Genomic DNA, 25,122 nt, shown 5'->3' with positions numbered 1-25,122 from the left:
GCTGGATGTGAATGGAACGATCACGGCCTGTTCATGATGCGTTCAGGATGCGACGGATGCGTTCGTGCTGGATCGCGATGATCGAGTTGGATGCGGTGACCGGCAGGGCGAGCAGTTCGTTCCAGCCGACCCACGCGGTGTCGACGTGTTCGTCGGCGTCGAGATGGCGCGCCGTCGTCGTGTAGCGGTTCAGGTGCATGACCATAATGTGCGCGAGTTCGTCGGTCATGCCTTCGGACGAGTAGTAGTCGCCGACATGGTCGATGGTGACGCCGTTCTCGCCGTCCGGCACGACGCCGGTTTCCTCGGCGAGTTCGCGCAGCGCGGCGGTTGTCGGGTCCTCCCCCGCGTCCATGAGTCCGGCGGGAATGCCGTATGCGAACCGGTCGGAGCCGACGCGGTATTCGCGTTCGACCAGATAGCGGTCGGTGGTCGTGTCGTGGACGAGCATGACGACGCAGGGCGCGTGGCGCAATACCTGCCGTCGGATGTCGACGGTGCCGCCGTCGCGCCGGCGCAGGGCGATGGTCATGTCCTCGACGGTGAAGATCGCGCCACGGTAGACGGTTTCGCGCGAGCGCACCTCGACCGGCGCGTTCATATCGATGATGTCGTGCATTGACTTGATGCCTTTCCTTGTGATGCCGTATGGCACCGTGCGATGCCGTGTGACGCCGTACGGCCGGCCGTTCACGTACCGCGCGGATCCGTGCGCTACAGTCGCAGCGTCCACGGATCAGTGTTCATGCGCAGCCATTCGACGTCCGGCCGCTGGCCAGTCGCCTGTTCGACCGCGTTCGGCACATCCTCAATCGCATAGTGGAACCACAACGATTCGATGGCGGAGTGCGGCGTGTTGACGAGCAGCGGGCGGATGCGTTCGTCACCAAGGCCGACGCGGATGCCTTGCGTGCGCATCGTGGCCTCGTATCGGGCCTGTTCGATCGCGTCAGTGGCTGGATGGTGACGCAGATCGCTGGTCACGTACACGTCGGACCCGCTGGCGCGCACCTCGTCGAACAGTGAATCGCCGGAACCGGGCAGCACGGCCACGGTTGCGATCATCTGGTCGAGCGGCCCGCTTGCGGTGACGCCGAGTTCGGTGTGTGGCAGTATGTCGGCGACGCGGCGGGCGAACGCCTCGAACGTCATCGGTTGGGCGAGCCGGCCAACACGGCCAAGCCCGACCTCGTGCCCGGCCGACGCGGCCTCGTCGTCCCGGATCGGCACGAGCGGATGCTGGTCGACCAGTCCGAACAGGTCAGCGGCGGCCTGACCGACGCCACGGTACGCCGAATCGGCATTGGTATGACCGACCCATAGCGCGCAGCCGGACTGGTACAGTCTGCGCACGATGTCGCCGCGTGCGCCGAGTCCGGACACCTGATGCACGGAACGGAACAGCAGCGGGTGATGAGTCACCAACAGGTCGACGCCGCGTTCGATCGCAGCATCGACCACAGCCATGGTCGGGTCGGCGGCGAACATGATACGCGTCACGGGCGCGGACGGATCTCCGACGATCAGTCCCGGCTCATCCCAGCTTTCCGCATACCGCAGCGGATACAGCGTTTCGAGTACATCGACGATCTGTTTGAGCGTGGGCATCCAGTCCTCCTTACGATTGCATGCAATTACGACAATATGGTTGTCCGCCGTCGTCTTCGGTGCGAAAACGACGGCGGACATGCGGATCAGTGCGCGGCGAGCTGCCAGTCATCGCCGATGCCGGTGGATACGTCCAGCGGCACGGACAGGTCGACGGCGTGCTCCATCGCGTCGGAGACGAGCGCAGTCACCTGTTCGGCCTCACCGGGCGCGATCTCGGCGACGAGTTCGTCGTGGATCTGCAGGATGATGCGGCTTTTCACGCCGGCGTCGCGCAACGCCTGGTCGGCGCGGATCATCGCGATCTTCATGATGTCGGCTGCCGAACCCTGGATCGGCGCGTTGAGCGCGGCACGTTCGGCCGCTTCACGCACGGTGCGGTTCGTGGACAACAGCCCGGGGAAGTAGCGGCGGCGGCCGAACATCGTCTCCGTGTAGCCGTTGGCGCGCGCGTCGGCGACGAGCGACTCCAGATACTCGTGCACCTTGCCGAATGTGGCGAAGTACTTCTGCTTCAACTCCTCGGCATGGCCCGGGCGAATCTTGAGCTGCTGGGCGAGACCGTACGTGCTCAGGCCATAGGCGAGGCCGTAGCTCATCGCCTTGACGTGACTACGCTGGTCGGAGGTGATCTGGTCGACCGGCACGCCGTAGACGAGCGACGCGACATAGCGGTGGAAGTCGGTGCCCGAGCGGAACGCCTCGATGAGCGCCTCGTCGCCGGAACGGTCGGCCATGATGCGCAGCTCGACTTGCGAATAGTCACAGCTGAGCAGCGACACGTACCCGTCGCCGGGCACGAACGCGGAGCGGATCTCGCGGCCGGCGTCGTTGCGGTTCGGAATGTTCTGCAGGTTCGGGTCGACCGAGCTCAGGCGACCGGTCGCGGCCACGGTCTGTTCGAACGTGGTGTGGATGCGCCCGTCTCGCGGATTGGTCGCGTCGATGAGCGTCTGCACGATCTGCTTGAGCTTGTTCGTCTCGCGATGCCGCAACAACGCGCCGAGGAAACCGCTGGCACGCTCGTCGTCCACGTATTTGACGTACAGGTCCTGCAATACGGACGCGCTGGTCGTGTAGGTGCCGGATTTGGTGCGTTTGGTGCCTTTGAGGCCCATGTCCTCGAACAACACCTTCTGCAATTGCTTGGGACTTTGCAGGTTCACACGGCTGCCCGCGCAATCCCATGCGGTTTCCTGCGCCTGACGCGCATCGGCGGCGAACTGGTCGCGCATGGTGACAAGCCGCTGCATGTCGACGCTTGCGCCGGCATCCTCCATGCCGTACAGCACGCGAGACACCGGCAGTTCGATGGTCGTCAGCAGCTTGGACTGTTCTCGTTCGGCAAGCATGGGAGCCAGCGCGGCGGCAAGCGCCTGCACGATGGCGACATGGGTGAGGATGGATTGTGTCTGGTCGTCGGAGCCGGAGGCCGGTTCCTCCCCCAGATCGAGCAGTCCTTGTTCCGCCGCCGGCTGCTGTTCCTCGATATGCAGGTCGAGGAAGTGCGCCGCAGCCTGTTCGAGCGTGTCCGCATGAAAGTCGGGGTGCACGAGATAGCCGGCGAGCTTCGTGTCGAATGCCGGCAACGGCAGATCGATGCCGGCCGAGCCGAGCAGGTGCAGATGCTCCTTGTACCCGTGGACGATCATCGTATCGTGATGGTCGGCGATCAGTCGGCGTAAGGCATCGGCGGTGGACCGGTCGAACGGCGCTGCCAGAACGGCTGCCTGATGGCCTGCGGCGATAACGACATGACCGAGCGAGGCGCTCCCGGGCTTGGAGTCTCCCTGCGCGAGCAGCGCCCATGACCCGCCGGCGTGGTGCAGGACGGGCTGTGCGATGTCGGATTCGTGATCATGCGCCCACTGTTGCAGCATCGGCGCATCCGCGATGATGGTCGCTTCGGGCAATTGCAGCGAAGCCGGTTCTTCGGCCGGTGCATCACTGCCGTCCGTTGCAGCCGATGGCAGTGCGTGCCCGCTGAACGATTTGACCATGCGGCTGCGCGTGCGTACGCCGAATTCGAGATCCTTGAACAGATCGTCAAGCGCTTTGGCATTCACGTTGCCGAACGTGAGATCGTCGAGTCCCACGCCGAGATCGAGGTCACGTACGAGCGCGTTGACCTTGCGGTTGAGCCGCACTTGGTCGATGCTCTCGCGCAGGGCCTCGCCCTTCTTGCCTTTGATCTCGTCGGCGTGTTCGATGATGCCGTCGAGGCCGCCGTACAGGTTGATCCATTTGGCGGCGAATCCGTCGCCCACGCCCGGCACGCCGGGGATGTTGTCGGCCGTCTCGCCGCGCAACGCCGCCAGATCGGGGTATTGGTCGGGACGCACATGGTATTTCTCCTCGACGGCCTCGGGGGTCATGTGCTTGAGATCCTTGAAATGATGGCCCGGATACAGTACGGTGATGCGGTCGCTGATGAGCTGGAAGGCGTCACGGTCTCCGGACAGCACCAGCGTATGATATCCCGCGTCGGCACCCATCGTGGCGAGCGTGCCGATCACGTCGTCGCCCTCATAGCCGGGCTTTTCGATGTAGGTGACGCCGAGTGCGGTGAGCATCTTCTGGATGAGCGGCAGCTGAGTGAGCAGTTCCTCAGGGGCGGCGTCGCGTGTGCCCTTGTATTGCGGGAGCATCTGGTTGCGGAACGTGCCGCCCTTGACGTCGAACGCGACGGCGAGATGATCGGGCTTCTCCGCGTCGAGGACTTGGGAGAGCATGGTCGCGAATCCCCACACGGCATTGGTGGCCTGACCGGCCTGTGTGCTGAAATTCTCGACGGGTAGAGCGAAAAACGCGCGGAACGCTAGCGAATGGCCGTCAACGACCAGCAGTGTTCCGCGCGTTTCGACAGAGGCTTGCGTCGCCTCAGTCATTGTTGCTTTCCGGCTTGGGATCGCCGTACTTGGCGATGATGGCCATGGCCAGACGCTTCTTTGGGATGCGCTGGTCCATCGACGTCTTCTGGATCCAGCGGAAGGCGCCCTGCTCGGAGAAGTCGGCCTTGTCCATGAGCAGACCCTTGGCGCGGTCGACGAGCTTGCGCTCCTCGAGCGTGTCCTCGGCCTTCTTGAGCTGGGCCTCCATCTTCTTGAGCTCTTCCTGGGCGCTCTTGAGCTTGTTCTCGCCGCGCTCGACGGTGTCGAGCAGGTCGTTGATCTCAGCGAAACGGCCCATCGCGACCTCGAGGGCCGGCAGCAGCTTGGACTCCTCATACGGCTTGGTCACATACGCCATGGCGCCGGCACCGGTGGCCTGACGGACCAGATCGGGCTGGGAGAATGCGGTGAGCATGACGACCGGGGCGATGTTCTCGTCGCAGATCACACCGGCGGCGGCGATGCCGTCCATGCGCGGCATCTTGACGTCCATGCACACGACGTCCGGACGGAACTTGCGGGTCAGTTCGACCGCTTCCTCGCCGTTGGCGGCCTCGCCGACGACTTTGTAGCCGTTGTCCTCGAGCATGGCGACCAGATCCATACGGTTGACGGATTCGTCTTCGGCGACGACGACCGTGCGCTGGCGGTTCTCGTCCGCCGTCTGCTCGGCGTCGTCCTGAGTCGTAGTGGTATCCTCGGCCTGCGCGGCCGCCTTCAGTTCGTCATCCGTCAACACCGCACCCAACGATTCCGGCGTTTCCGAGGTCTTGTTCCGTGCAACCATGCCAACCTCTTTCATCGAAGTGCCAGGCTGCTCCTCATGAATCGACGCCCGGCCTTACAACAATTATCCTGCGTCTTTGCGATGCGGCCGACACTGTCTTCCGTTATCGCTCAAATCGCGTGCCCTCGGTGGGACTCGAACCCACACTACGCAGATTTTGAGGCTGCTTCCTCTACCAATTGGGATACGAGGGCGTTATGCGCACCTACGGAAGAATAGCACAGGTTTACGACTGCGGCGAGTTGCCGCATGGTTCGGCGTGGCATGAATCACACGTCTCGTGCGGCGATTCGTTGTCGGCGCAATGGCACGGATCGCAGCTAATGCCATACAATATGCCATAGAGGTAGTTCAAATGCCATACAAGGAGGTAGTCATGAACGATTCGCAGACCTATCGTCAGTTCGACCCGTGGCGCACATCGCCGCTCAAGGAGGAATCGCGCAAACAGATCGTCGCCACCCATTATTTCAACGTCGATCAGGTGTCGCTGTCCACGCCGAAAGCCGGTCAGTTCGACCGGTTCGTGCTGCAAGGCAACAACGGCGACGGCGTCGGCGTGCTTGCCATGACGGACGACGGACGCATCCCGCTGGTCGAGCAGTACCGCATCCCGACCCATCGCTGGACGCTGGAGATCCCGGGAGGCCACGCCAACGATCCGAACGAGTCCGCCCTCGAGGCGGCCAAGCGCAAGCTGCACGAGGAGGCCGGATTCACGGCGACCAGCTACGTGCAGTTCTCCCGCTTCCTCAACATGCCGAGTTTCGCGGCGCATCATACGGCGCTGTTCTTCGCCACGAACCTGACTCCGGTCAGCCGCGGCGATTTTGGCCCGGAGACGCCCCGCCCTGACGTTCGCCTGTATTCGTTGGATGAGGCATACCAGATGGTGGTGAACGGCACGATCGTGGACGCCAAGACGATCATCGCGATTCTGCGCCTGTACACCACGCCGAATCACAACCTCGGCCAGTGATCGATCCGGCGATTCGGCATTGTCGTTCGGCATCATCCGATGCTCGAAACAAACGAAGGAACCCCATCCGCTGTGGATGGGGTTCCTTCGTTCTATGCGATGGACACTAGCGCGATACCGCTACGCTCACTCGGCGTTGCCGACGGTGTGCACGTAGATGGTGTCGGTGGAGCCGGCGGAGTGCTCACCCTGAGCGGAGCTCAGCACGACGATCTTGTCGCCATCGGAGACCTTACCGGCCTTCTTGAGGATGGTGTCGGTGTAGGCCATGAGATCCTTGCGGGACTTATCGTGGTAGTCCTCCGGGACGTAGAACGCCTCGGTGCCCCAGGACAGCGCGAGCCAGTGGTAGGTGTGCTCGTTGTTGGTAATGCCGTAGATCGGGGCGGCCGGGCGCTCGCGGGAGACGCGGTGCACGGTGTTGCCGGTCTGGGTGTAGGCGACGATGGCCTTGGCGTTGAGCTTGTCGGCCAGGTCGACGGCGGCGGAGGAGACGGCGCCGGTGGAGGACATGTCGAGGTTCTTCAGCTCCGGGATGCGGTCGAAGCCGTGCTCGGTGGCGAAGCCGGAGATGCGGGACATGGTGGCGACGGTCTCGGTCGGGTACTCGCCGACGGCAGTCTCGTTGGAGGTCATGGTCGCGTCGGCGCCGTCGAGGACGGCGTTGGCGCAGTCGGAGGCCTCAGCGCGAGACGGCACCGGGGAGTGGACCATGGAGCCGAGGACTTCGGTGGCCACGATGACCGGCTTGGCGTACTGGCGGGCCAGCTCGATGATGCGCTTGGTGGCCAGCGGAACCTCTTCGAGCGGGCACTCGACGGCCATGTCGCCACGGGCGGCCATGACGCCGTCGAAGGTCTTGACGATCTCCTCGAGGTTCTCGAGGGCCTGCGGCTTCTCGATCTTGGCGACGATCGGGATGCGGCGGCCTTCCTCGTCCATGATCTCGTGGGCGCGGTCGATGTCGGTCGCGAAGCGCACGAAGGACATGGCGATGATGTCGGCGCCGGTGCGGATGGCCCAACGCAGATCGGCCTCGTCCTTCTCGGTCAGGGCCGGCAGGGAAACGGCGACACCCGGCAGGTTGATGCCCTTGTGGGAGGACACCGGACCGGCCACGACAACCTTGGTGTACACGTTGTTGCCCTCGACCTTGGTGACCTCGAGGCGGACCTTGCCGTCGTCGATCAGGATCGGGTCGCCCGGGTGGCAATCGCCCGGCAGGCCCTTGAAGGTGGTGGAGGTGATGTGCTCGTCGCCTTCAACATCATCGGTGGTGATGATGAACTCCTGGCCAAGCTGGAGCTGGACCTTGTCCTCACCCTCGGCGTTCTTCTTAAACCAGCCGCAGCGGATCTTCGGGCCCTGAAGGTCGACCAGCGCAGCGACGTTGCGACCGGTGGCCTTGGAGGCTTCGCGCACGTTGTTGTAGACGCGAAGGTGATCCTCCGGGGTGCCGTGGGAGCGGTTCAGACGAGCGACGTCCATACCCGCTTCGACGAGCTTGGTGATGCCCTCGAGAGATTCGGTCGCGGGACCGATGGTGTCAACGATCTTGGCTTTACGCATGAATGCCTGCCTATTCCTATCTTGTTTTGCCGGACCCGGGATGGCCCGGCTGCCGAGGTTCAGTCTACTAGCACACGACGAACACGGCCACTGTTTTTTGCGGTGTGTTGTGAGCGCTCACAATATTGTAACGCAAAGCCACCGGATAATGCAAAACCCGTTGCACGACAAGGGTTCATGCAACGGGTTCCGCACTGTTCAGCAACAGTTCATCACGCGTTCTTGGCGTCCGTGGTTTCCAGCGACTTCATCTTGAGCACGCTGGCCACGGCGGCCCCGCCGATCGCCAGGATGATAACCGCGAGCGACAACCACGTCGGCACCTCCGGCACCCATGCGATGGGCTGTCCGCCGTTGAGGAACGGCAGCGAATTGCCGTGCAGCGCCTCCATGATGAGCTTGATGCCGATGAAGCCGAGCACGATGGACAGACCAAGCGGCAGGTAGACGAGCTTGTCGAGCAGCGCGCCAAGCAGGAAGTAAAGCTGCTGCAGGCCGAGCAGGGCGAACACGTTGGAGGTGAACACGATGAACGGATCCTTGGTCAGGCCGAAGATCGCGGGGATCGAGTCGAAGGCGAACATGACGTCGGTGGTACCGATGGCGAGGAACACGACGAGCATCGGGGTGAAGTACTTAACGCCGTTCTTTTCGGTGCGCAGCTTCTCGCCGTCGTATTCGTCGGAGATCCTCATGATCTTGCGCAAGGCCTTGATGATGCCGTTCTCATGGTATTCCTCGTCATCGTCGCCGCCGGTGACGAGCTTGATCGCGGTGACGATGAGGAACGCGCCGAAGAGGAAGAAGATCCAAGTGAACCGTTCGATGAGCGCGGCGCCGATGAGGATGAAGATGCCGCGCAGGATCAGAGCGACGGTGATGCCGACCGACAGCACGTACTTCTGCAGGACTTTCGGCACAGCGAAGTTCGACATGATGATGACGAATACGAACAGGTTATCGATGCTCAGCGAGTATTCGGTAAGCCAGCCGGAATAGAACTCGATGGCCGGCTTGGAACCGGCGACGGCCCACATGATGCCGCCGAAGATCAGGGCGGCGACCACGAAGAACGCGATATGCTGCAGGCACTCCTTGGTGGACGGCACGTGCGGTTTGCGCCCGATGACGAACAGATCCACGACGAAGAACGCCGCGAGCACCACGAACGTGGCGACCATAAACACTACAGGGGTTTCAGACATGACTCCCAGCATATGAACAGGCGCTGACGCTACTTCAGCGAGCATAGCGAGCCTCGGCTCCCTCGGCTGAGGGAGCTGGCAGCCGCAGGCTGACTGAGGGAGCGTGCACCCGGTCCCGAGCCGGGGCCGAAGTTCACTTATTTGCCTCGGCATCACATGCGACGCTCGCGACGCTACCGCTGCTCGCTGCTACCGAGGCTCACTTATTCGCCTCGGTCATCCCCCTCAGTTCTTTTTTGAGATCGCGGATCTCGTCGCGTAGGCGGGCGGCGAGTTCGAACTGGAGCTGTTCGGCGGCGGTGTGCATCTGTTCGCTCAGCTGGCGGATCAGGTCGGCGAGGTCCTGCGCCGGCAGTCCGGCCTTGAGGATCTCCTCATGCCGCTTGTCGGCCTCGTCCTTGTCGAACGTCGGCACGCCAAGATGCGTGTTGCCGGCCTTGCCGGCGCTGCGGTATCCGCCGGCCAGCAACGTCTGGGTGTCCACGTCCTCCTTGGCAAGCATGTCGTTGACGTCGCTGATCTTCTTGATCAGCGGCTTCGGGTCGATGTGATGTTCCTTGTTGTATGCGATCTGCTTGGCGCGGCGGCGTTCGGTCTCGTCGATGGCCTTGTGCATTGCGTCGGTCGTCTCGTCGGCGTACATGATGACCGTGCCGGACACGTTTCTCGCCGCGCGGCCGATCGTCTGGATAAGCGAACGATACGAACGCAGGAAGCCCTCCTTGTCGGCGTCAAGGATCGCCACGAGCGACACCTCCGGCAGATCGAGGCCCTCGCGCAGCAGGTTGATGCCGACGATCACGTCGATCTTGCCTTCGCGCAGCTCTCGCAGCAGTTCGACGCGCCGCAGCGTGTCCACGTCGGAATGCAGGTATTCGACCTTGATTCCGCGTTCGAGCAGGTAGTCAGTCAGATCCTCGGCCATTTTCTTGGTCAGGGTCGTCACGAGCGCTCGCTCGTGTTTGGCGACGCGATCCTTGATCTCGGCAAGCAGGTCGTCGATCTGCCCTTTGGTGGGGCGCACTTCGACCTTCGGGTCCAGCAGGCCGGTCGGTCGGATGATCTGTTCGACCACGCCGTCGGACAGCCCCAGTTCGTAGTCGCCGGGCGTGGCGGACAGGTAGACGGTCTGTCCGACGCGTTCCAGGAACTCCGGCCATTTGAGCGGCCGGTTGTCCATCGCGGACGGCAGGCGGAACCCGAAGTCCACGAGCGTGCGCTTGCGTGAGGCGTCGCCTTCGTACATCGCGCCGATCTGCGGCACGGTCACGTGGGATTCGTCGATGACGAGCAGGAAGTCGTCGGGGAAGAAGTCGAGCAGCGTGTGCGGCGGCGTGCCGGGAGCGCGGCCGTCGAAATGCCGTGAATAGTTCTCCACGCCGGAGCATACGCCCACCTGTGCGAGCATCTCGAGGTCATAGGTGGTGCGCATGGTGAGCCGTTGCGCCTCGAGCTCCTTGCCCTGTTTGCGCAGCTGAGCGGTGCGCTCGTCCAGCTCCTGCTGGATGGTCTTGAGAGCCCGTTCCATGCGCTCGGGGCCGGCCACGTAATGCGAGGCCGGGAAGATGTGCACTTCGCTCTCGTGATCGATCACGTCGCCGGTCAGCGGGTGCAGGGTGGAGATGCGGTCGATCTCGTCGCCGAAGAACTCGATGCGGATGGCCAGCTCCTCGTAGACGGGAATGATCTCGACGGTGTCGCCGCGCACGCGGAACGTACCGCGCGTGAACGCGATGTCGTTGCGTTTGTACTGCATGGCGACGAACTGGCGCAGCAGATCGTCGCGGTTGATCTCCTGCCCCTCCTTGAGGAACAGCATGCGCCCGGCGTATTCCTCCGGCGTGCCGAGGCCATAGATGCAAGACACGGTGGCGACGACCACGCAGTCGCGCCGGGTCAGCAGGTTCGCGGTGGCGGCGTGGCGCAGACGTTCCACATCGTCGTTGATGTTGGAGTCCTTCTCGATGTAGGTGTCGGTCTGCGGGATATACGCCTCGGGCTGGTAGTAGTCGTAGTAGCTCACGAAGTAGCTCACCGCGTTGTCCGGCATGAGTTCGCGGAACTCGGCGCACAGCTGCGCGGCCAGCGTCTTGTTCGGTTCGATGATGAGCGTCGGCCGCTGCAACCGTTCGATCAGCCATGCGGTCGTCGCGGTCTTGCCGGTGCCGGTCGCGCCCATGAGCACGACGTCGTTCTCGCCGTTCTCGATGCGTGTGGCCAGTTCCTCGATGGCCTGCGGCTGGTCGCCGGATGGCTTGTACGGCGACTTGACGACGAACGGCTTGTTCGATCGTTCGATATTGAAGCCCATCATTACTCCTTCCGGCTGATCCAGTTGACATACAGCCTATCAACAATATCGAACATTTGTTCTATAGATTGTGTGGAATCCACTACGATATCGGCGATTCCTCGGCGCGTCGCCTCATCGCTCTGATGCCGAATGCGTCCTTCGGCCTGTTCGCGGCTCATGCCGCGCTCCCCCATCATGCGCGCGATGCGTACGTCGACCGGCGCCTCGACCGTCACGATATGGTCGAACCGGAACGGAATCGTCCCGATCACCTCGGCCAGCAGCGGCACATCATGCACGACGACCAGCGTCCCGTCACCGTTGTCGGCACCGGCACCGGCACCGGCACGATCGAACGCGGCAATCGCCTCGCGTTCCGCCCTCGCCGCTTCGTCATAGATCAACGGATGTTCGATCGCATCGAGACGCTCCCGCGCACCTGCCGGTGCATGTGTCCCAAACACATGCGCCGCCATCCATGCACGGTTCAGTTCGCCATCATCGGTCAACGCGTCCGGGCCGAACTCGTCGACGATCCTGCGCAGACCATCCCCGCCGGGGGCGACGACCAGTCGAGCCAACGCATCATAGTCGATCACCGCCGCGCCAAGCTCGCGCAACCGTCGTGCCACCGTGCTTTTGCCAGCCGCAATCCCACCGGTCAGTCCGATCCTCACTATCACGTCTCACATGGTAGCGCGAGACGAACCACCGTGACGGCCACGCGCCTCGGCATATACGCAAGAAGCCCGACCCCATAGGGATCGGGCTTCTCATTCAGACCGATGGATCAGTACTGAATCACTTCTTCTCGTTCAGGCGATGCTCACTTGCCGAGCAGCTGGTCGCGCAGGGCGGCGAGCTGATCGGAGTCGGCGAGGGTGCCGGTGGAGGTGGACTCGGAAGAGTAGTTGGAGGTCTCCTCGACCTTCTCCTCCTTCGGAGCCTGACCATCCTCGGCGGCCGAAGCAGCGGCGTTCTCCAGCTCCTTGGCGACGAACGCCTTGTGCTGCTCCCACAGGTCGTGGGCGGCCGCGTACTGGGCCTCCCACTCCTCGCGCTGCTTCTCGTAGCCGGCGATCCACTCGTTGGTGTTCGGGTCGAAGCCTTCCGGATACTTGTAGTTGCCTTCCTCGTCGTACTCGGCCGGCATGCCGTACAGCGCCGGATCGAAGTCCTCGGAGTTCGGATCGACGGAGTCGTTGGCCTGCTTGAGGGACAGGGAGATGCGGCGACGATCGAGATCGACGTCGATCACCTTGACGAACACCTCTTCGCCCGGCTTGACGACGGTCTCCGGGTTCTCGACGTGACGGTTCGCGAGCTCGGAGATGTGCACCAGGCCCTCGATGCCGTCCTCAACGGAGATGAACACGCCGAACTGGACGATCTTGGTGACCTTGCCCTTGACGATCTGGCCGGGGACGTGGGTGCGAGCGAAGCGCTGCCACGGATCCTCCTGGGTGGCCTTGAGCGACAGGGAGATGCGCTCGCGGTCCAGATCGACGTCGAGGACCTCGACGGTAACCTTGTCGCCGACCTTGACGACCTCGGACGGGTGGTCGATGTGCTTCCAGGACAGCTCGGAGACGTGGATCAGGCCGTCAACGCCACCGAGATCGACAAACGCGCCGAAGTTGACGATGGAGGAGACAACACCTTCGCGGATCTGGCCCTTCTTGAGCTGCGAGAGGAAGGTCTCGCGCACTTCGGACTGGGTCTCCTCGAGGTACTGGCGGCGGGACAGGACCACGTTGTTGCGGTTCTTGTCGAGCTCCAGGATCTTGGCCTTGATCTTCTGGCCGATGTACGGGGAAAGATCACGGACGCGGCGCATTTCGACCAGCGACGCCGGCAGGAAGCCGCGCAGGCCGATGTCCACGATGAGGCCGCCCTTGACGGCTTCGATTACGGTGCCCTCAACAACGCCGTCAGCTTCCTTGATCTTCTCGATGTCGCCCCAGGCACGCTCGTACTGAGCACGCTTCTTGGACAGGATCAGACGGCCTTCCTTGTCTTCCTTGGTGACGACAAGGGCCTCGATCGGATCGCCGACCTCGACGACCTCGTCCGGATCGACATCCTTCTTGATGGAAAGTTCGCGGGAGGGGATCACACCCTCGGTCTTGTAGCCGATGTCGACCAGGACCTCGTCACGATCGACCTTGACGACGGTACCCTCGACCAGATCACCATCATCGAAGTTCTTGATGGTGGAATCGACTGCCTTGATGAAGTCCTCTTCGGTGCCGATGTCGTTGATGGCGACCTTGGCGACTTCGTTATTGTTCTCTGCCATTAATGTGGTTTCTTAATAACTAGTTGGTGGATAAAATCGTTCTTCAGTTATTGCGCGCATGCTGGCGCACGCGCAAGTCTCAACAATACCGGTAGCCCTGCCCATATATTTCGGGCGTGTCGCAAGCCGTCAGCCAAGCTGGCGTTCGGCCATTTCGACGACGTTGGCGAGGAGCATGGCACGGGTCATGGGGCCGACACCGCCCGGGTTGGGCGAATAGGCGTATGCCTTGTCGTAGCACGCCTTGTCCACGTCGCCCTTGACACGCCAACGACCGGCCTCCTCGTCGAAGACGCGCGAGACGCCGACGTCGAGCAGGATCGCACCATCCTTGATCATGTCCGGCTTGACGAATCCGGCCGAGCCCATCGCGGCGACGATCACGTCGGCGCGGCGCATGTGGTCGGCCACGTCGCGCGTGCCGGTGTGGCACAGTGTGACGGTCGCGTTGACGGCGCGGCGCGTGAGCATGAGGCCGATCGTGCGTCCGATGGTGATGCCGCGGCCGAGCACGCACACCTCCTTGCCGTTGAGGTCGATGTCGTACGCGCCGAGCAGCTCGATGACGCCGCGCGGGGTGCACGGCAGCGGGGTCGTGATCTCGCCGCGCACGTGCAGCACGAGTTCGCCGAGGTTGTACGGGTGCATGCCGTCCGCGTCCTTGGCCGGGTCGATCAGGTCGATGATCGCGTTCTCGTCGATGCCCTTGGGCAGCGGCAGCTGGACGATGTAGCCGGTGCAGGTCGGATCGTCGTTCATCTCGCGCACGACGGCCGCGATGTCGTCGAAGCTCGCGTCGGCCGGCAGCTCGTGCTTAATGGACCGCACGCCGATCTCGGCGCAGTCGGCATGCTTGCCGGCCACGTACTTGACCGAGCCGGCGTCCTGGCCGACCAGCAGCGTGCCGAGTCCGGGCTCGATGCCGCGTTCCTTCAGCCGCGACACGCGCTCGGCCAGATTGTGCTTGATGTCCGCCGCCGTCTGCTTGCCATCGAGTCTGATAGCCATGAGTCTGCCTCCTGTGTCGGGTTGCTTTGCCTTAGCGTTAGGCTATCGTGGATTGCAGTCAATGACGGCGTTCGCTGCGGCATTCGGACAATCGGACAACTTGACGGAGAGGCTGGTCAATATGGATATTCGTGGATCCCGTGTAGTGAAGGCGTTCGCGGGGCTGCTCGCCGTCGCGCTGATGTCCGCGACCGGCGGCTGCGGCACGGCACCCGATCCGCAAGCCGAACCCCAGACACCATCCCAGGAAGAGACCAGCGGTCCGATCGAGGTGATCTCGTCAATCAACCAGTGGGGCTCGCTCGCCAAGCAGATCGGCGGCGACGATGTAAACGTTACGTCGATTCTGAGTTCCACCAGCGTCGACGCACACGATTTCGAACCGAAGACCTCCGACGTGGCCAAGATCTCGAAGGCGCAGATCGTGGTGGTCAATGGCGCCGGCTACGACACATGGGCATCGAAAAGCGTCGGCCGCAAGACGGTGACGGTATCCGCCGCGCAGATCGTGGGCGCGATGGAAGGCGACAACCCACACCTGTGGTTCTCAAAGGACGCCCGCAGCGGCATGGCCAAGGAACTGGTCAACGCGTTCTCGAAGGCGCTGCCGAGCAAGAAGGCCGACTTCACCAAGCGGTACAAGGCCTGGCAACAGGACGAGCAATCCGTCGAGCAGAAGATGGACGAGTTCGCCGCCGCCCATAAGGACGCCTCCTATGCCGCGACCGAATCCGTTGCCTACTATCTGATGAGCGACATGGGCTTCACCGACAAGACGCCACAAGGCTACGCCGCATCGGCCGCCGCCGAGGGCGAAGCGGCTCCCGCGGATCTGCAGGAGTTCCAGAAGCTGCTTGAGGACAAGGACGTCGACCTGCTGGTCAACAACACGCAGGAGGCGTCCGACGCGACCAACATGATCACCGGCACCGCTGGCCGTTCCGATATCCCGGTGTTCGATGTCAGCGAGCAGATGCCGGAAAACAAGAGCGACCTGACCGACTGGATCGACTCGCTGGTCGACGGCATCACCGATCTGCTGACAGTCTGCACGACGGACGAAGGCACCGACGGCACGGATACGAACGGTTCGGGCGATGCGGACACGGACGCTTCCTCCGACGGCAAGAGCGATGCGGGCACTTCGTCGGACGACGATTCGTCATCTACGTCCGGCACGGCGGCCTGCAAGGCCCCGTCGTCGTCCGATTCGTCCGATTCGTCCGGCTCGTCCGACGATTCCAAGTCCGATTCCAGCGATGCCGGCACATCGTCGAACGACACACAGCCCGATCCCGGCAAGTAATTCGATTGCTGTCAGCATGGTTCATGCTCGCCCATCGCGACCATGCTGTCTCATCTCACGTTATTGAGAATGATTGTCAACGTCATTTGTCATAATCCGTTCCGGTAAGCCATATATGGCAGGACATACGGAAACGACGGAATCATGACGAACGACATCATCAACGGAAACGATGCGCAGGCGGACGCCATCGTCTTTCACGATGCGGCGGTGACACGCGGCGGCCGCACGATCTGGCAGCACGGCACCTTTTCCATTCCGACCGGATCGGTCACCGCGATCGTCGGCACGAACGGCACCGGCAAGACCACGATGATGAAGGCCGAGCTGGGACTGCTGCCGCTCGCCGCCGGCTCGATCACGATCCTCGGGCGCCCGGCAGGCTCCGCGAACCGGCAGATCGGCTACGTGCCGCAAAGCTACACGTCCGACATCGACTCGAACCTCACCGCCGAACAATCGGTGCTGCTCGGACTGACCGGCACCCGCTTCGGCATCCACTTCGTCACCAAGGAGCAGAAGGCCAAAGTGCGCGAAGCCATGACGTTCACCGGCATCGCCGACAAGGCACACCTGCGACTGTCCGAACTGTCCGGCGGCCTGCGCCAGCGCGTCGCCATCGCGCAGGCGCTCGTCTCCGACCCGAAGCTGCTCATGCTCGACGAGCCGCTCGCCAACCTCGACCTGGCCAGCCAGCGTTCCGTCGTGCATGTGCTTGCGCGCCTCAACCAGGAACTCGGCATGACGATCCAGGTCGTCGCGCACGACCTCAACATGCTGCTGCCGATCCTCACCGGCGCGATCTACCTGCTCGACGGCCACCCGCACTACGCGGCGATGAACCAGGTGCTCGACTCGTCGCTGCTCACGCACCTCTACGGCACGCAGGTGCAGGTCATCACCACCCCGCAAGGCGACATGTTCGTCACCCCCAGCGCGGACGAACGCCCCGATACGATTCTGGACACGCACAATCCGGCCGAAGTGGCCGAATTCCACCACCATCATCCCGACGCTGCGACGAACACAACGGATGCGACGACTGCGGCAGAGAAGAGAGGCTGATTCACGATGATCGATTTCTCGTTTGACCCGGATTGGATGTACACGCTCACCGCGCCGTTCATGACGAACGCCTTCCTCGCCGGATTGTGCATCGCAGTCGCGGCCGGCGTGATGGGCTATTTCACGATCGCCCGCCAGTCCACGTTCGCCGCGCACGCGCTCGCGCACATCGGACTGCCGGGCGCGACCGGCGCGGTGCTGCTGGGGCTGCCCGTCTCACTCGGTCTCGGCGTCTTCGCGTTGGGCGGCGCTCTGGTAATCGGCGCGCTCGGCAAACGCGCCTCGCAACGCGAGATCGCGACCGGCACCGTGCTCGCGTTCGCCACCGGCCTGGGCCTGTTCTTCGCACGGCTGTCCAGTTCGGCATCCCAGCAAATGCAATCGATCCTGTTCGGCTCAATCCTGACGATCACCGACGGTCAGATCATCGGATTCGCAATCTTCGACGCGCTGCTGCTGGCGGTGCTGGCCGTGATCTACCGGCCACTGCTGTTCAGTTCGGTGGATGAACAGGTCGCCCAGGCCAAGGGCGTGCCGATCGGCGCGATGAACGTCGCGTTCATGGCGATCATGGCCGGAGTGATCACGATCGCCGTGCCGGCCGTAGGCACGTTGTTGATCTTCGCGCTGGTGATCACGCCGGCTGCGACCGCGAACATCCTCGCCGGTTCGCCCCTGCGTGCGATGGTGATGGCGAGCGCACTGTGTCTGGCGGCGATCTGGGGAGGCCTGGTGCTGGCCGCGATGTTCCCCGCTCCCCCGAGCTTCATCATCGTGACCCTGTCCACCCTGTTCTGGGCAATCGCCAAACTGGTCAGCGCCCGTCGCAGGGGCTGACCAAGGCTGATGCGATGGCGGCGATGCCTTCGCCACGGCCGGTGAAGCCCATGCCGTCGGTGGTGGTGGCGGTCAGGGAGACCTGGCAGCCGACCGCTTCGGACAACGCCTGTTCGGCCTCGGCGCGGCGCGGGCCGATTTTCGGACGGTTGCCGACCAGCGCGACGCTGGCGCTTTCGGGAGCATAGCCATGCGAACGCAGATACGCGACGGTTTCGCGAAGCATGTCGGCACCGTGGCGACCGGCCCCGGCGGATTGCGCACCGACGCCGAACAGTGTGCCGATGTCTCCCAGATGGGCCGCGGACAGCAACGCGTCGATCAGGGCGTGTGCGGCGACGTCGCCGTCCGAATCCCCTTCGATGCCGGCGCTGTCCCACAGCAGTCCGGCAAACCATAATGGCCGCCCAGAGTCGGGGGCGGCGAACCGATGTGCGTCGAATCCCTGTCCTATCAGCATGTACGGATCCTTTCATCTCATTCAACGGTCTGATCGTGTCCGCCCGGCAACCGGCGAATATCCGGTATCAAACAAGCAAGAAGGGCGGATCGGATACCGCTCACATGATATCCGAACCGCCCTTCGTCCGTTTATGCAAAACGAAAAATCACACGATTACGCTTACTTGCGCTTGGATTTCTTGCCTTCGGCCTCAATGCGGGCGAGGGTCTGGGAAGCCGGCTCCTCCGGGGCGAGCGTGTGATGCTTGTCGTCCCCCGGCTGAGGCTCGGCATAGCCGAGGTTGACGTCCAACAGACGCTGTGCGTCGTCGTCCGAGAGGTTCTCGCTCAACGCGATCTCGGAGGTCAGGATGCTACGGGCCTTGGTGAGCATGCGCTTCTCGCCGGCCGACAAACCGTGGTCGTCCACGTCGCGCTGGGCGAGGTCGCGCACCACCTCGGCGATCTTGTTGACGTCGCCGGTCGCGATCTTCTCCACGTTCAGCTTGTAGCGGCGCGACCAGTTCATTTCCTTTTCGACGATCGGGGTGCGCAGGATCTCAAACACCTTGGCAACCTCGTTGGCGTCGACGATGTCACGCACGCCCACCTTCTTGGCGTTCTCCACCGGCACGTTGATGACCAGACCATCGGAAGACAGCACGGACAGCTGGAGATATTGCCTCGTCACGCCCTTCACCGTCCGCTCGGTAATGGCCTCCACCTTCGCCGCGCCATGCCGCGGATAGACAACCATATCGCCGACCTTGTAAGCCATGAATCCTCCGTGAGAGCCTAGAACAAACCTGATAAGTATGTCATATGCCGTGGACGGCATCATATTCGGCAGCACGACGCGCCGTCGAACCGGTACGACACACCACAATGCCCACTTTTCGGCGGTGTCGTTTTACACTTCTGAAGTATGGCTACACATACGAACATCAACGACGATTCTGTTGCTGTGCCCGTGGCCCAGGGCGATCTGGACGCGGTCAGCAACGCCACCTTCTACAACCCCCATGAGGTGCTCGGCGGGCATCTCGGCACGGGCGAGCATGCGGGCGAGGTGACGGTGCGCGTGTTGCGCCCGATGGCCAAGGCCGTGTCCATCCTCACGCAGCACGGCTCGTACGAGGCCCTGCACGAGCACAACGGCGTGTTCGTCACCGTCATGCCGGCAGAACGGACCGACGACGGATTCGCCGTGCCGGACTACCGCGTGCGCACCGTGTACGCACTGGGCGAGAGCGTCGTCGAGGATGATCCGTACCGTTATCTGCCCACGATCGGCGATATGGACACCTACTTGTTCGGCGAAGGCCGCCACGAGCGCCTGTGGGAGGCGCTGGGCGCTCACGTGCGCCGTTTCGACGACCCGATGGGCTCGTCCGACGGCACCGCCGGCAAGCCGCTGGTCGGCACCGCATTCGCGGTCTGGGCTCCGAATGCTCATGCGGTGCGCGTCGTCGGCAACTTCAACAGCTGGGACGGCCGTCGCCACGCCATGCGTGAACTCGGTTCCTCGGGCGTGTGGGAGCTCTTCATCCCGGGCGTCGAGGCCGGCGAGGTCTACAAGTACGAGATCCTCAACGCCAACTACGAATGGGTCATGAAGGCCGACCCGATGGAGCGTTCCCACGAGATCCCGCCGGCGACCGGCTCGATCGTCGTGGACTCGGATCATGAGTGGGCCGACAAGGCATGGATGGACAAGCGTCGCAAGACGAATCCGCACGACGGCCCGGTGAGCATCTACGAGGTGCATGCCGGCAGCTGGCGCAAGGACGTTGCCAACTACCGCGAACTGGCCGACAAGCTGGTGCCGTACGTCGAGCAGGAGGGCTTCACGCACGTGGAGTTCATGCCGCTGGCGGAGCACCCGTTCTCCGGCTCGTGGGGATACCAGGTCACCGGCTACTACGCGGTCGACTCGCGTCTCGGAGGCCCCGACGACTTCAAGTATCTGGTCGACAAGCTGCATCAGGCCGGCATCGGCGTGATCATGGACTGGGTGCCGGCACATTTCCCGAAGGACGCGTTCGCGCTCGGGCGCTTCGACGGCACGCCGCTGTACGAGGATCCGGACCCGCTGCGCGGCGAGCACCCGGACTGGGGCACCTACGTGTTCAACTTCGGCCGTCGCGAAGTGCGCAACTTCCTCGTGGCCAACGCGAGCTTCTGGCTTGACGAGTACCATATCGACGCGCTGCGCGTGGATGCCGTCTCCTCGATGCTCTACCTCGACTACAGCCGTCAGCCCGGCCAGTGGCGCCCGAACATCTACGGCGGCCGCGAGAACCTCGAAGCGATCGACTTCCTCAAGGAGGCGAACGCCACCGCGTACAAGAACAACCCGGGCGTGATGATGATCGCCGAGGAGTCCACCGCGTATCCGGGCATCACCGCCCCGACCGACGCGGGCGGCCTTGGATTCGGCCTCAAATGGAACATGGGATGGATGCACGACACGCTCCAGTACCTGCACGAGACGCCGATCAACCGCAAGTGGCACCACGGCGAGATCACGTTCTCGATGGTCTACGCCTATTCCGAGCACTACGTGCTGCCGATCAGCCACGACGAGGTCGTGTACGGCAAGGGTTCGCTGTACGGCAAGATGCCGGGCGACGACTGGCAGAAGTACGCCGGCGTGCGTTCGCTCTTCGCGTACCAGTGGGCGCATCCGGGCAAGAACCTCACGTTCATGGGCAATGAGATCGCGCAGTGGGGCGAGTGGGACCACGACGGCTCCATCGACTGGGCGGCGCTGGACTGGCCCGACCACCGCGGAGTGCAGAAGCTCGTGGCCGATCTCAACAAGCTGTACAAGGCGTCTCCCGCCCTGTGGAGCCAGGATTTCGATCCGGCCGGCTTCCAGTGGCTTACCAGCGACGACGCTGACCACAACACGCTCAGCTTCGTGCGCATCGGCACGAAGGGCGAGCAGATGGTCGTGGTCGTCAACTTCTCCGGCGAGGCGTGGGAGAACTATCAGGTCGCACTGCCCAAGGGCGGCAAGTGGCGTGAGGTGCTCACCACGGACGACGCCAAATACGGCGGCTCCGACATCCACAACGGCACGTTCGAGGCCGAGCCAGGCGAATTCCATTCGCGCGAATGGTCCGCGAGACTCACGATTCCGGCGTTGGGAGCGGTATTCTTGGAACCGACACACTGAAAGGCGGTTTTCCGAATATGCTGAACACTCCGACGCGATCGACGGCGCCGCGCACGGTGCTGGTGGTGGAGGACGAGCCCACGCTCGCCACCGCCATCGCACAGCGCATCACGGCCGAAGGCTGGACTGCAAGGGTGGCCTCGGACGGCGCGAGCGCCGTGCAGGCCGCCAAGCAGCTACGCCCCGACCTGGTGATCATGGACATCATGCTGCCGGTGATGGACGGTCTCGAGGCGACCAAGCGCATCGTGGCCGAACGCCCGGTGCCGGTGCTGATCCTGACCGCGCGCGACGACGAAAGCGACAAGGTCATCGGGCTGGGCGCCGGCGCGGATGACTATATGACCAAGCCGTTCTCCATGCGAGAGCTGATCGCCAGGTGCAAGGCCCTGTTGCGCCGCGTGGAGCGGGCGAAGGTCATCGCCAAGAATTCCGAGAACGAGAAGATTCTCGATTTCGGTTCACTGGTTATCGATCCGGCACAGCGCATCGTGACGATGAACGGAGATCAGGTTCATCTGACCCCCACGGAGTTCGACCTGCTGGCGACGCTCGCGCGCAAGCCCCGCTCCGTGCTCACGCGCGAGAAGCTGCTCGAGGAGGTGTGGGACTGGGTCGATGCCTCGGGCACCCGCACCGTCGATTCGCACGTCAAGGCCCTGCGCCACAAACTCGGTTCGGAGACGATCCGCACCGTGCACGGCGTGGGCTATGCGTTCGAGCCTCCCAGCGAGTGACAGTCACAGGTGAGTCGATTGGCACATCAGCACATCAGCAAGCGGCCTTCGGGAACGGCATCGTCCCCGAAGGCCGCTTCGGCCATAACCAAAGTATCGGAAGTCGCTTCATCCCGTCGTCTTGACCGCAACGGCAAGGCCGGCGTCTCATCTCGGTCTCATCGTAGTATCGTACGCCCGATTGGCATGTTCTCGTCGCTCAAAGTGGAACTGAGTGTCATCATTACCAGTGCCACCGCGATTGCGTTCGGCATGTCGTGGCTGTTGCTCAAATTCGGCTGGAACGGCTGGATCGCCATGCCGCTGACCCTGGTCGTGGCATTGGGCATCACGTATTTCTTCTCCCGCGGACTGATCGCCCCGCTGCGGCAGATGCGCGACGCCGCGAACGCCATGGCCGACGGCGACTACACGGTGCGTGTGCATCTGGCCACTGACAGCAGTGACGAGATCGGCAGACTCGCCCGGGCGTTCAACGAGATGGCCGAGGAACTGCAGTATGCCGATCAGATGCGACTCGACATGATCGCCAATGTCAGTCACGAGCTACGCACGCCGGTTTCGGCGTTGCAGGCCATGGTCGAGAACATGGCCGATGGCGTGACCGAACCGTCTGCGGCCAATCTGGAAAGCATCCTTGACCAGACGCATCGTCTGAGTGATCTGATCGCCTATCTGCTCGATCTGTCCCGCATGGAGGCCGGCGCGGCAAGTCTCAATGTCGAGGAGTTCGACGTACGCGATTTTCTCGACGAAACGATCAAACCGCTCGAAATCGCCGATGCGGGGCATGCGCACGACATCATCATGAACGTCGACGAATCCATCCGCATGGAAGGCGATCAGGATCGTCTTCGCCAACTGTTCACCAACATCATCGCCAACGCGCTGAAGCATTCCCTCGACGGCACCACGGTGCTGGTGGAGGCCCATGAGGATACCGATCATGGCATGATCGTCACCAATGTGGTCAATTTCGGATCGCAGATTCCCCCCGACGAGCGTGCGGACATCTTTCGCAGGTTCGTCAAAGGCAAGGCCGGCCCCGGCACCGAGTCCGGCGGCACCGGCCTGGGGCTGTCCATCGCCCGATGGGCGGCTCAGCTGCATGGCGGCACAGTGCGCGTGGTGGATGACGAACGCGGCGTCGATTTCGAGATCACCCTGCCGAAGTACCATCCGGCGGCCTAAATCCCTGCCGGTTTTCTATCGCTCCACCGAGGCCAGGCTCAACGCGGTAATGACCTTGCACCCCGCCTGGTCGAGCGCGGCGATACATTGACGCATCGTCGCGCCGGTGGTCATGATGTCGTCGATCACGATTGTCCGCCGTCCGCGTATCGAATCCGCTCCGGTCACTGCGATATTGCCGGCGATGCGTTGACTTCGCTGTGCCGCGCCTCCCGCCTGCACCGATTTGGTCGACACGAGCATGGTACGCAACGCGGGCATCATATCGACCGCATATCCCTGTGCTACAAGCGTCGCCGCCATATGGCCGGTCACGGTGCTCATATGCCACCGTCCACGCCTGACCATCGACGAACGGGATGACGGGGCGGGAATCAACGTCACCGGTGCGTTACGGTCCACGGCACCGCAACGCACCGCAAGACCGGCGAGCAGCGAGGAGAACACGCCATCGCATTCCTCGTCGCCATGATCCTTCCATGACAGGATCGCGTGACGTGCCGTATCGCGGTAGCTCGCGCAGGAATATCCCTCCCCCATCACCGTGAGGGGCAACGACCTGCATATGGTGTGGCTGAATCCGCCCCTGCAGCCGGCGCACAGCACCTCGTCCGGCGTATCGCATCCCGCACATCCTCGCGGCAGCACCATATCGCGAACCAGACCATACACCGTCATGCCGTCACCGTCCCCGCACGACGCTTACAGGCGTACGAGCAGCCGTTCGAGGAAACGCAGCGTGTCATCCGGACTGCCGACACGCACGGCATAGGCGCCGGCCTCGGCGGCAGGATAGTCGTTGCCGCCCGGATTCATACGATCCCCCACGAACACGATGCCGCCGACCTCAACGCCGAGCACGCGGGCCAATTCATGGACCGCGAACGATTTATCCATGCCCGGCAGGGAGATGTCGATGCTGGTATAGCCTCCCGATCGTACTTTCAGATGCGGCAGGTCTCGGGAAACCGCCGCGACCAGCATCCTCTTCTTCTTATCGTCCGGATCCCAGGAGCGTTTGGCCGTCTCCGGGGCCTGCTGGCCGAGCGCGGAGAACGTCAGCTGACTGCCGCGGTCCTCGATGCGCTCGCCCCATACGCGGGTCTCCCACAATCCCAGTTCCCGGGCCCGAGTCTCCACGGACGCGGCGGCGGCGCGACGATCCGTCTCGCTCAGGTCATGCGCGTACACGCATTTCCACCGGCCGCATCCGTCGTCATCCACATGCCAGCGGTAATACCGGCTTCCGCCCGTAGGCATGAGATGCATGCGGGAACGATCCGCACGGCCGCCGATCGCGTCAAGCACCTGGCTGACCACAAGCTCGTATCGTCCGCCGGTGATGACCGCCACCGTCGTGCGATGGGTCAGTTCCGCGAACCGATCGGTCATCGCCGCCGACATCGGCTGCTTGGACGAGGCGAGCGTGTTGTCGAGGTCGAAGGCGACGGCCCGCATATCGCGCACGAGCACGTCATAATCAAGGTCTGCCCATGCGTGCACCTGAATCATACGGCTTGCCTTTCCCTCGGTTCGTCGGCGCCGTGCGATAACGCCGATGACAGTATCCTAACGCACGCCGCGGCGAGCTCAGGACGCCCCGTTGTCTATTTAGAAGTGCAACGCCCTTGTTTGTCGGCTAATTCTAGCAGTTCGTCGGTGAATGCCTCGGCCGGCGTGCGGTAGCCGAGTACCCGCATGGGACGGTTGTTGATCTCGTCCACG

Annotated in this window: 21 protein-coding genes and 1 tRNA gene; 7 read left to right on the top strand and 15 right to left on the bottom strand. The window is 63.1% G+C overall.

Annotation, left to right across the window (positions count from 1 at the left end; genetic code table 11):
- Positions 1 to 31: 31 nt before the first annotated feature.
- The 5 genes from JS541_RS04815 to JS541_RS04795 all read right to left on the bottom strand — a co-directional run bounded on the left by JS541_RS04815 (position 32) and on the right by JS541_RS04795 (position 5,480).
- Positions 32 to 619: an NUDIX hydrolase gene (locus JS541_RS04815; protein WP_214373360.1), complete on the bottom strand. Its 588-nt coding sequence runs from the start codon at positions 617 to 619 to the stop codon at positions 32 to 34.
- 95 nt (positions 620 to 714) lie between these two features.
- Complete coding sequence (locus JS541_RS04810; protein WP_214373359.1) at positions 715 to 1,608, bottom strand: Nif3-like dinuclear metal center hexameric protein; 894 nt, start codon at positions 1,606 to 1,608, stop codon at positions 715 to 717.
- Between the two features lie 86 nt (positions 1,609 to 1,694).
- A complete protein-coding gene (gene polA / locus JS541_RS04805; RefSeq protein WP_214373358.1) occupies positions 1,695 to 4,496 on the bottom strand; it encodes a DNA polymerase I in 2,802 nt (933 codons plus the stop codon).
- Positions 4,489 to 5,286, bottom strand: coding sequence for a response regulator (locus tag JS541_RS04800; RefSeq protein WP_214373357.1), 798 nt, complete (start codon positions 5,284 to 5,286; stop codon positions 4,489 to 4,491). Before JS541_RS04800 ends, polA begins: the two co-directional genes overlap by 8 nt.
- 120 nt (positions 5,287 to 5,406) lie before the next feature.
- A tRNA-Leu gene (locus JS541_RS04795) sits at positions 5,407 to 5,480 on the bottom strand.
- Between the two features lie 182 nt (positions 5,481 to 5,662).
- On the opposite strand from JS541_RS04795, the gene JS541_RS04790 reads away from it, so the two are divergent.
- A complete protein-coding gene (locus JS541_RS04790; protein WP_214373356.1) occupies positions 5,663 to 6,265 on the top strand; it encodes an NUDIX hydrolase in 603 nt (200 codons plus the stop codon).
- Positions 6,266 to 6,391: 126 nt separating this feature from the next.
- Here JS541_RS04790 and pyk read toward each other — a convergent pair whose 3' ends face one another.
- From pyk to JS541_RS04760, 6 genes are all read right to left on the bottom strand, one after another.
- Positions 6,392 to 7,834, bottom strand: a complete 1,443-nt coding sequence (pyk, locus tag JS541_RS04785; protein ID WP_152358588.1) for a pyruvate kinase — start codon at positions 7,832 to 7,834, stop codon at positions 6,392 to 6,394.
- 212 nt (positions 7,835 to 8,046) lie between these two features.
- A complete protein-coding gene (locus JS541_RS04780) occupies positions 8,047 to 9,039 on the bottom strand; it encodes a TerC family protein (protein WP_214373355.1) in 993 nt (330 codons plus the stop codon).
- 199 nt (positions 9,040 to 9,238) lie between these two features.
- Positions 9,239 to 11,350: an excinuclease ABC subunit UvrB gene (uvrB, locus tag JS541_RS04775; RefSeq protein WP_214373526.1), complete on the bottom strand. Its 2,112-nt coding sequence runs from the start codon at positions 11,348 to 11,350 to the stop codon at positions 9,239 to 9,241.
- 2 nt (positions 11,351 to 11,352) lie between these two features.
- Positions 11,353 to 12,015, bottom strand: coding sequence for a dephospho-CoA kinase (gene coaE / locus JS541_RS04770; protein WP_338023556.1), 663 nt, complete (start codon positions 12,013 to 12,015; stop codon positions 11,353 to 11,355).
- Between the two features lie 143 nt (positions 12,016 to 12,158).
- A complete protein-coding gene (rpsA, locus tag JS541_RS04765) occupies positions 12,159 to 13,631 on the bottom strand; it encodes a 30S ribosomal protein S1 (protein WP_152358590.1) in 1,473 nt (490 codons plus the stop codon).
- Positions 13,632 to 13,760: 129 nt separating this feature from the next.
- On the bottom strand, positions 13,761 to 14,639 hold the full coding sequence (locus JS541_RS04760; RefSeq protein ID WP_214373354.1) for a bifunctional methylenetetrahydrofolate dehydrogenase/methenyltetrahydrofolate cyclohydrolase: 879 nt from the start codon (positions 14,637 to 14,639) through the stop codon (positions 13,761 to 13,763).
- Positions 14,640 to 14,760: 121 nt separating this feature from the next.
- On the opposite strand from JS541_RS04760, the gene JS541_RS04755 reads away from it, so the two are divergent.
- From JS541_RS04755 to JS541_RS04745, 3 genes are all read left to right on the top strand, one after another.
- Positions 14,761 to 15,945: a zinc ABC transporter substrate-binding protein gene (locus JS541_RS04755; protein WP_214373353.1), complete on the top strand. Its 1,185-nt coding sequence runs from the start codon at positions 14,761 to 14,763 to the stop codon at positions 15,943 to 15,945.
- A gap of 144 nt (positions 15,946 to 16,089) precedes the next feature.
- The gene (locus tag JS541_RS04750; RefSeq protein WP_214373352.1) at positions 16,090 to 17,010 is read left to right on the top strand and encodes an ABC transporter ATP-binding protein; all 921 of its coding nucleotides are present in this window, start codon (positions 16,090 to 16,092) and stop codon (positions 17,008 to 17,010) included.
- Positions 17,011 to 17,016: 6 nt separating this feature from the next.
- The gene (locus JS541_RS04745) at positions 17,017 to 17,847 is read left to right on the top strand and encodes a metal ABC transporter permease (protein ID WP_214373351.1); all 831 of its coding nucleotides are present in this window, start codon (positions 17,017 to 17,019) and stop codon (positions 17,845 to 17,847) included.
- Here JS541_RS04745 and ispF read toward each other — a convergent pair.
- Both ispF and JS541_RS04735 read right to left on the bottom strand, forming a co-directional pair.
- Entirely contained in the window at positions 17,825 to 18,307 is a 483-nt protein-coding gene (gene ispF, locus JS541_RS04740; RefSeq protein ID WP_214373350.1) for a 2-C-methyl-D-erythritol 2,4-cyclodiphosphate synthase, read from the bottom strand. The genes JS541_RS04745 and ispF overlap by 23 nt on opposite strands.
- 162 nt (positions 18,308 to 18,469) lie before the next feature.
- On the bottom strand, positions 18,470 to 19,066 hold the full coding sequence (locus JS541_RS04735) for a CarD family transcriptional regulator (RefSeq protein WP_214373349.1): 597 nt from the start codon (positions 19,064 to 19,066) through the stop codon (positions 18,470 to 18,472).
- Between the two features lie 147 nt (positions 19,067 to 19,213).
- Here JS541_RS04735 and glgB point away from each other — a divergent pair, with 147 nt between their 5' ends.
- From glgB to JS541_RS04720, 3 genes are all read left to right on the top strand, one after another.
- Positions 19,214 to 21,469 (top strand): 1,4-alpha-glucan branching protein GlgB, encoded by a 2,256-nt coding sequence (gene glgB / locus JS541_RS04730; RefSeq protein WP_214373348.1) that lies wholly within the window; start codon positions 19,214 to 19,216, stop codon positions 21,467 to 21,469.
- A gap of 17 nt (positions 21,470 to 21,486) precedes the next feature.
- The gene (locus JS541_RS04725; protein WP_214373347.1) at positions 21,487 to 22,206 is read left to right on the top strand and encodes a response regulator transcription factor; all 720 of its coding nucleotides are present in this window, start codon (positions 21,487 to 21,489) and stop codon (positions 22,204 to 22,206) included.
- A gap of 186 nt (positions 22,207 to 22,392) precedes the next feature.
- Positions 22,393 to 23,397 carry a HAMP domain-containing sensor histidine kinase gene (locus JS541_RS04720; protein WP_214373524.1) on the top strand — a complete coding sequence of 335 codons (1,005 nt, stop codon included), beginning with the start codon at positions 22,393 to 22,395 and terminating at the stop codon, positions 23,395 to 23,397.
- A 15-nt stretch (positions 23,398 to 23,412) separates the two neighbouring features.
- On the opposite strand, the gene JS541_RS04715 is transcribed toward JS541_RS04720, so the two are convergent.
- Positions 23,413 to 24,075, bottom strand: a complete 663-nt coding sequence (locus JS541_RS04715) for a phosphoribosyltransferase family protein (protein ID WP_236036800.1) — start codon at positions 24,073 to 24,075, stop codon at positions 23,413 to 23,415.
- A gap of 24 nt (positions 24,076 to 24,099) precedes the next feature.
- On the bottom strand, positions 24,100 to 24,909 hold the full coding sequence (locus JS541_RS04710) for an HAD family hydrolase (RefSeq protein WP_214373346.1): 810 nt from the start codon (positions 24,907 to 24,909) through the stop codon (positions 24,100 to 24,102).
- Positions 24,910 to 25,122: the final 213 nt, after the last annotated feature.

Source organism: Bifidobacterium sp. SO1 (assembly GCF_018555335.1).
Taxonomy (GTDB): Bacteria; Actinomycetota; Actinomycetes; order Actinomycetales; family Bifidobacteriaceae; genus Bifidobacterium; species Bifidobacterium simiiventris.
This window is presented reverse-complemented; position numbering and strand designations above follow the sequence as displayed.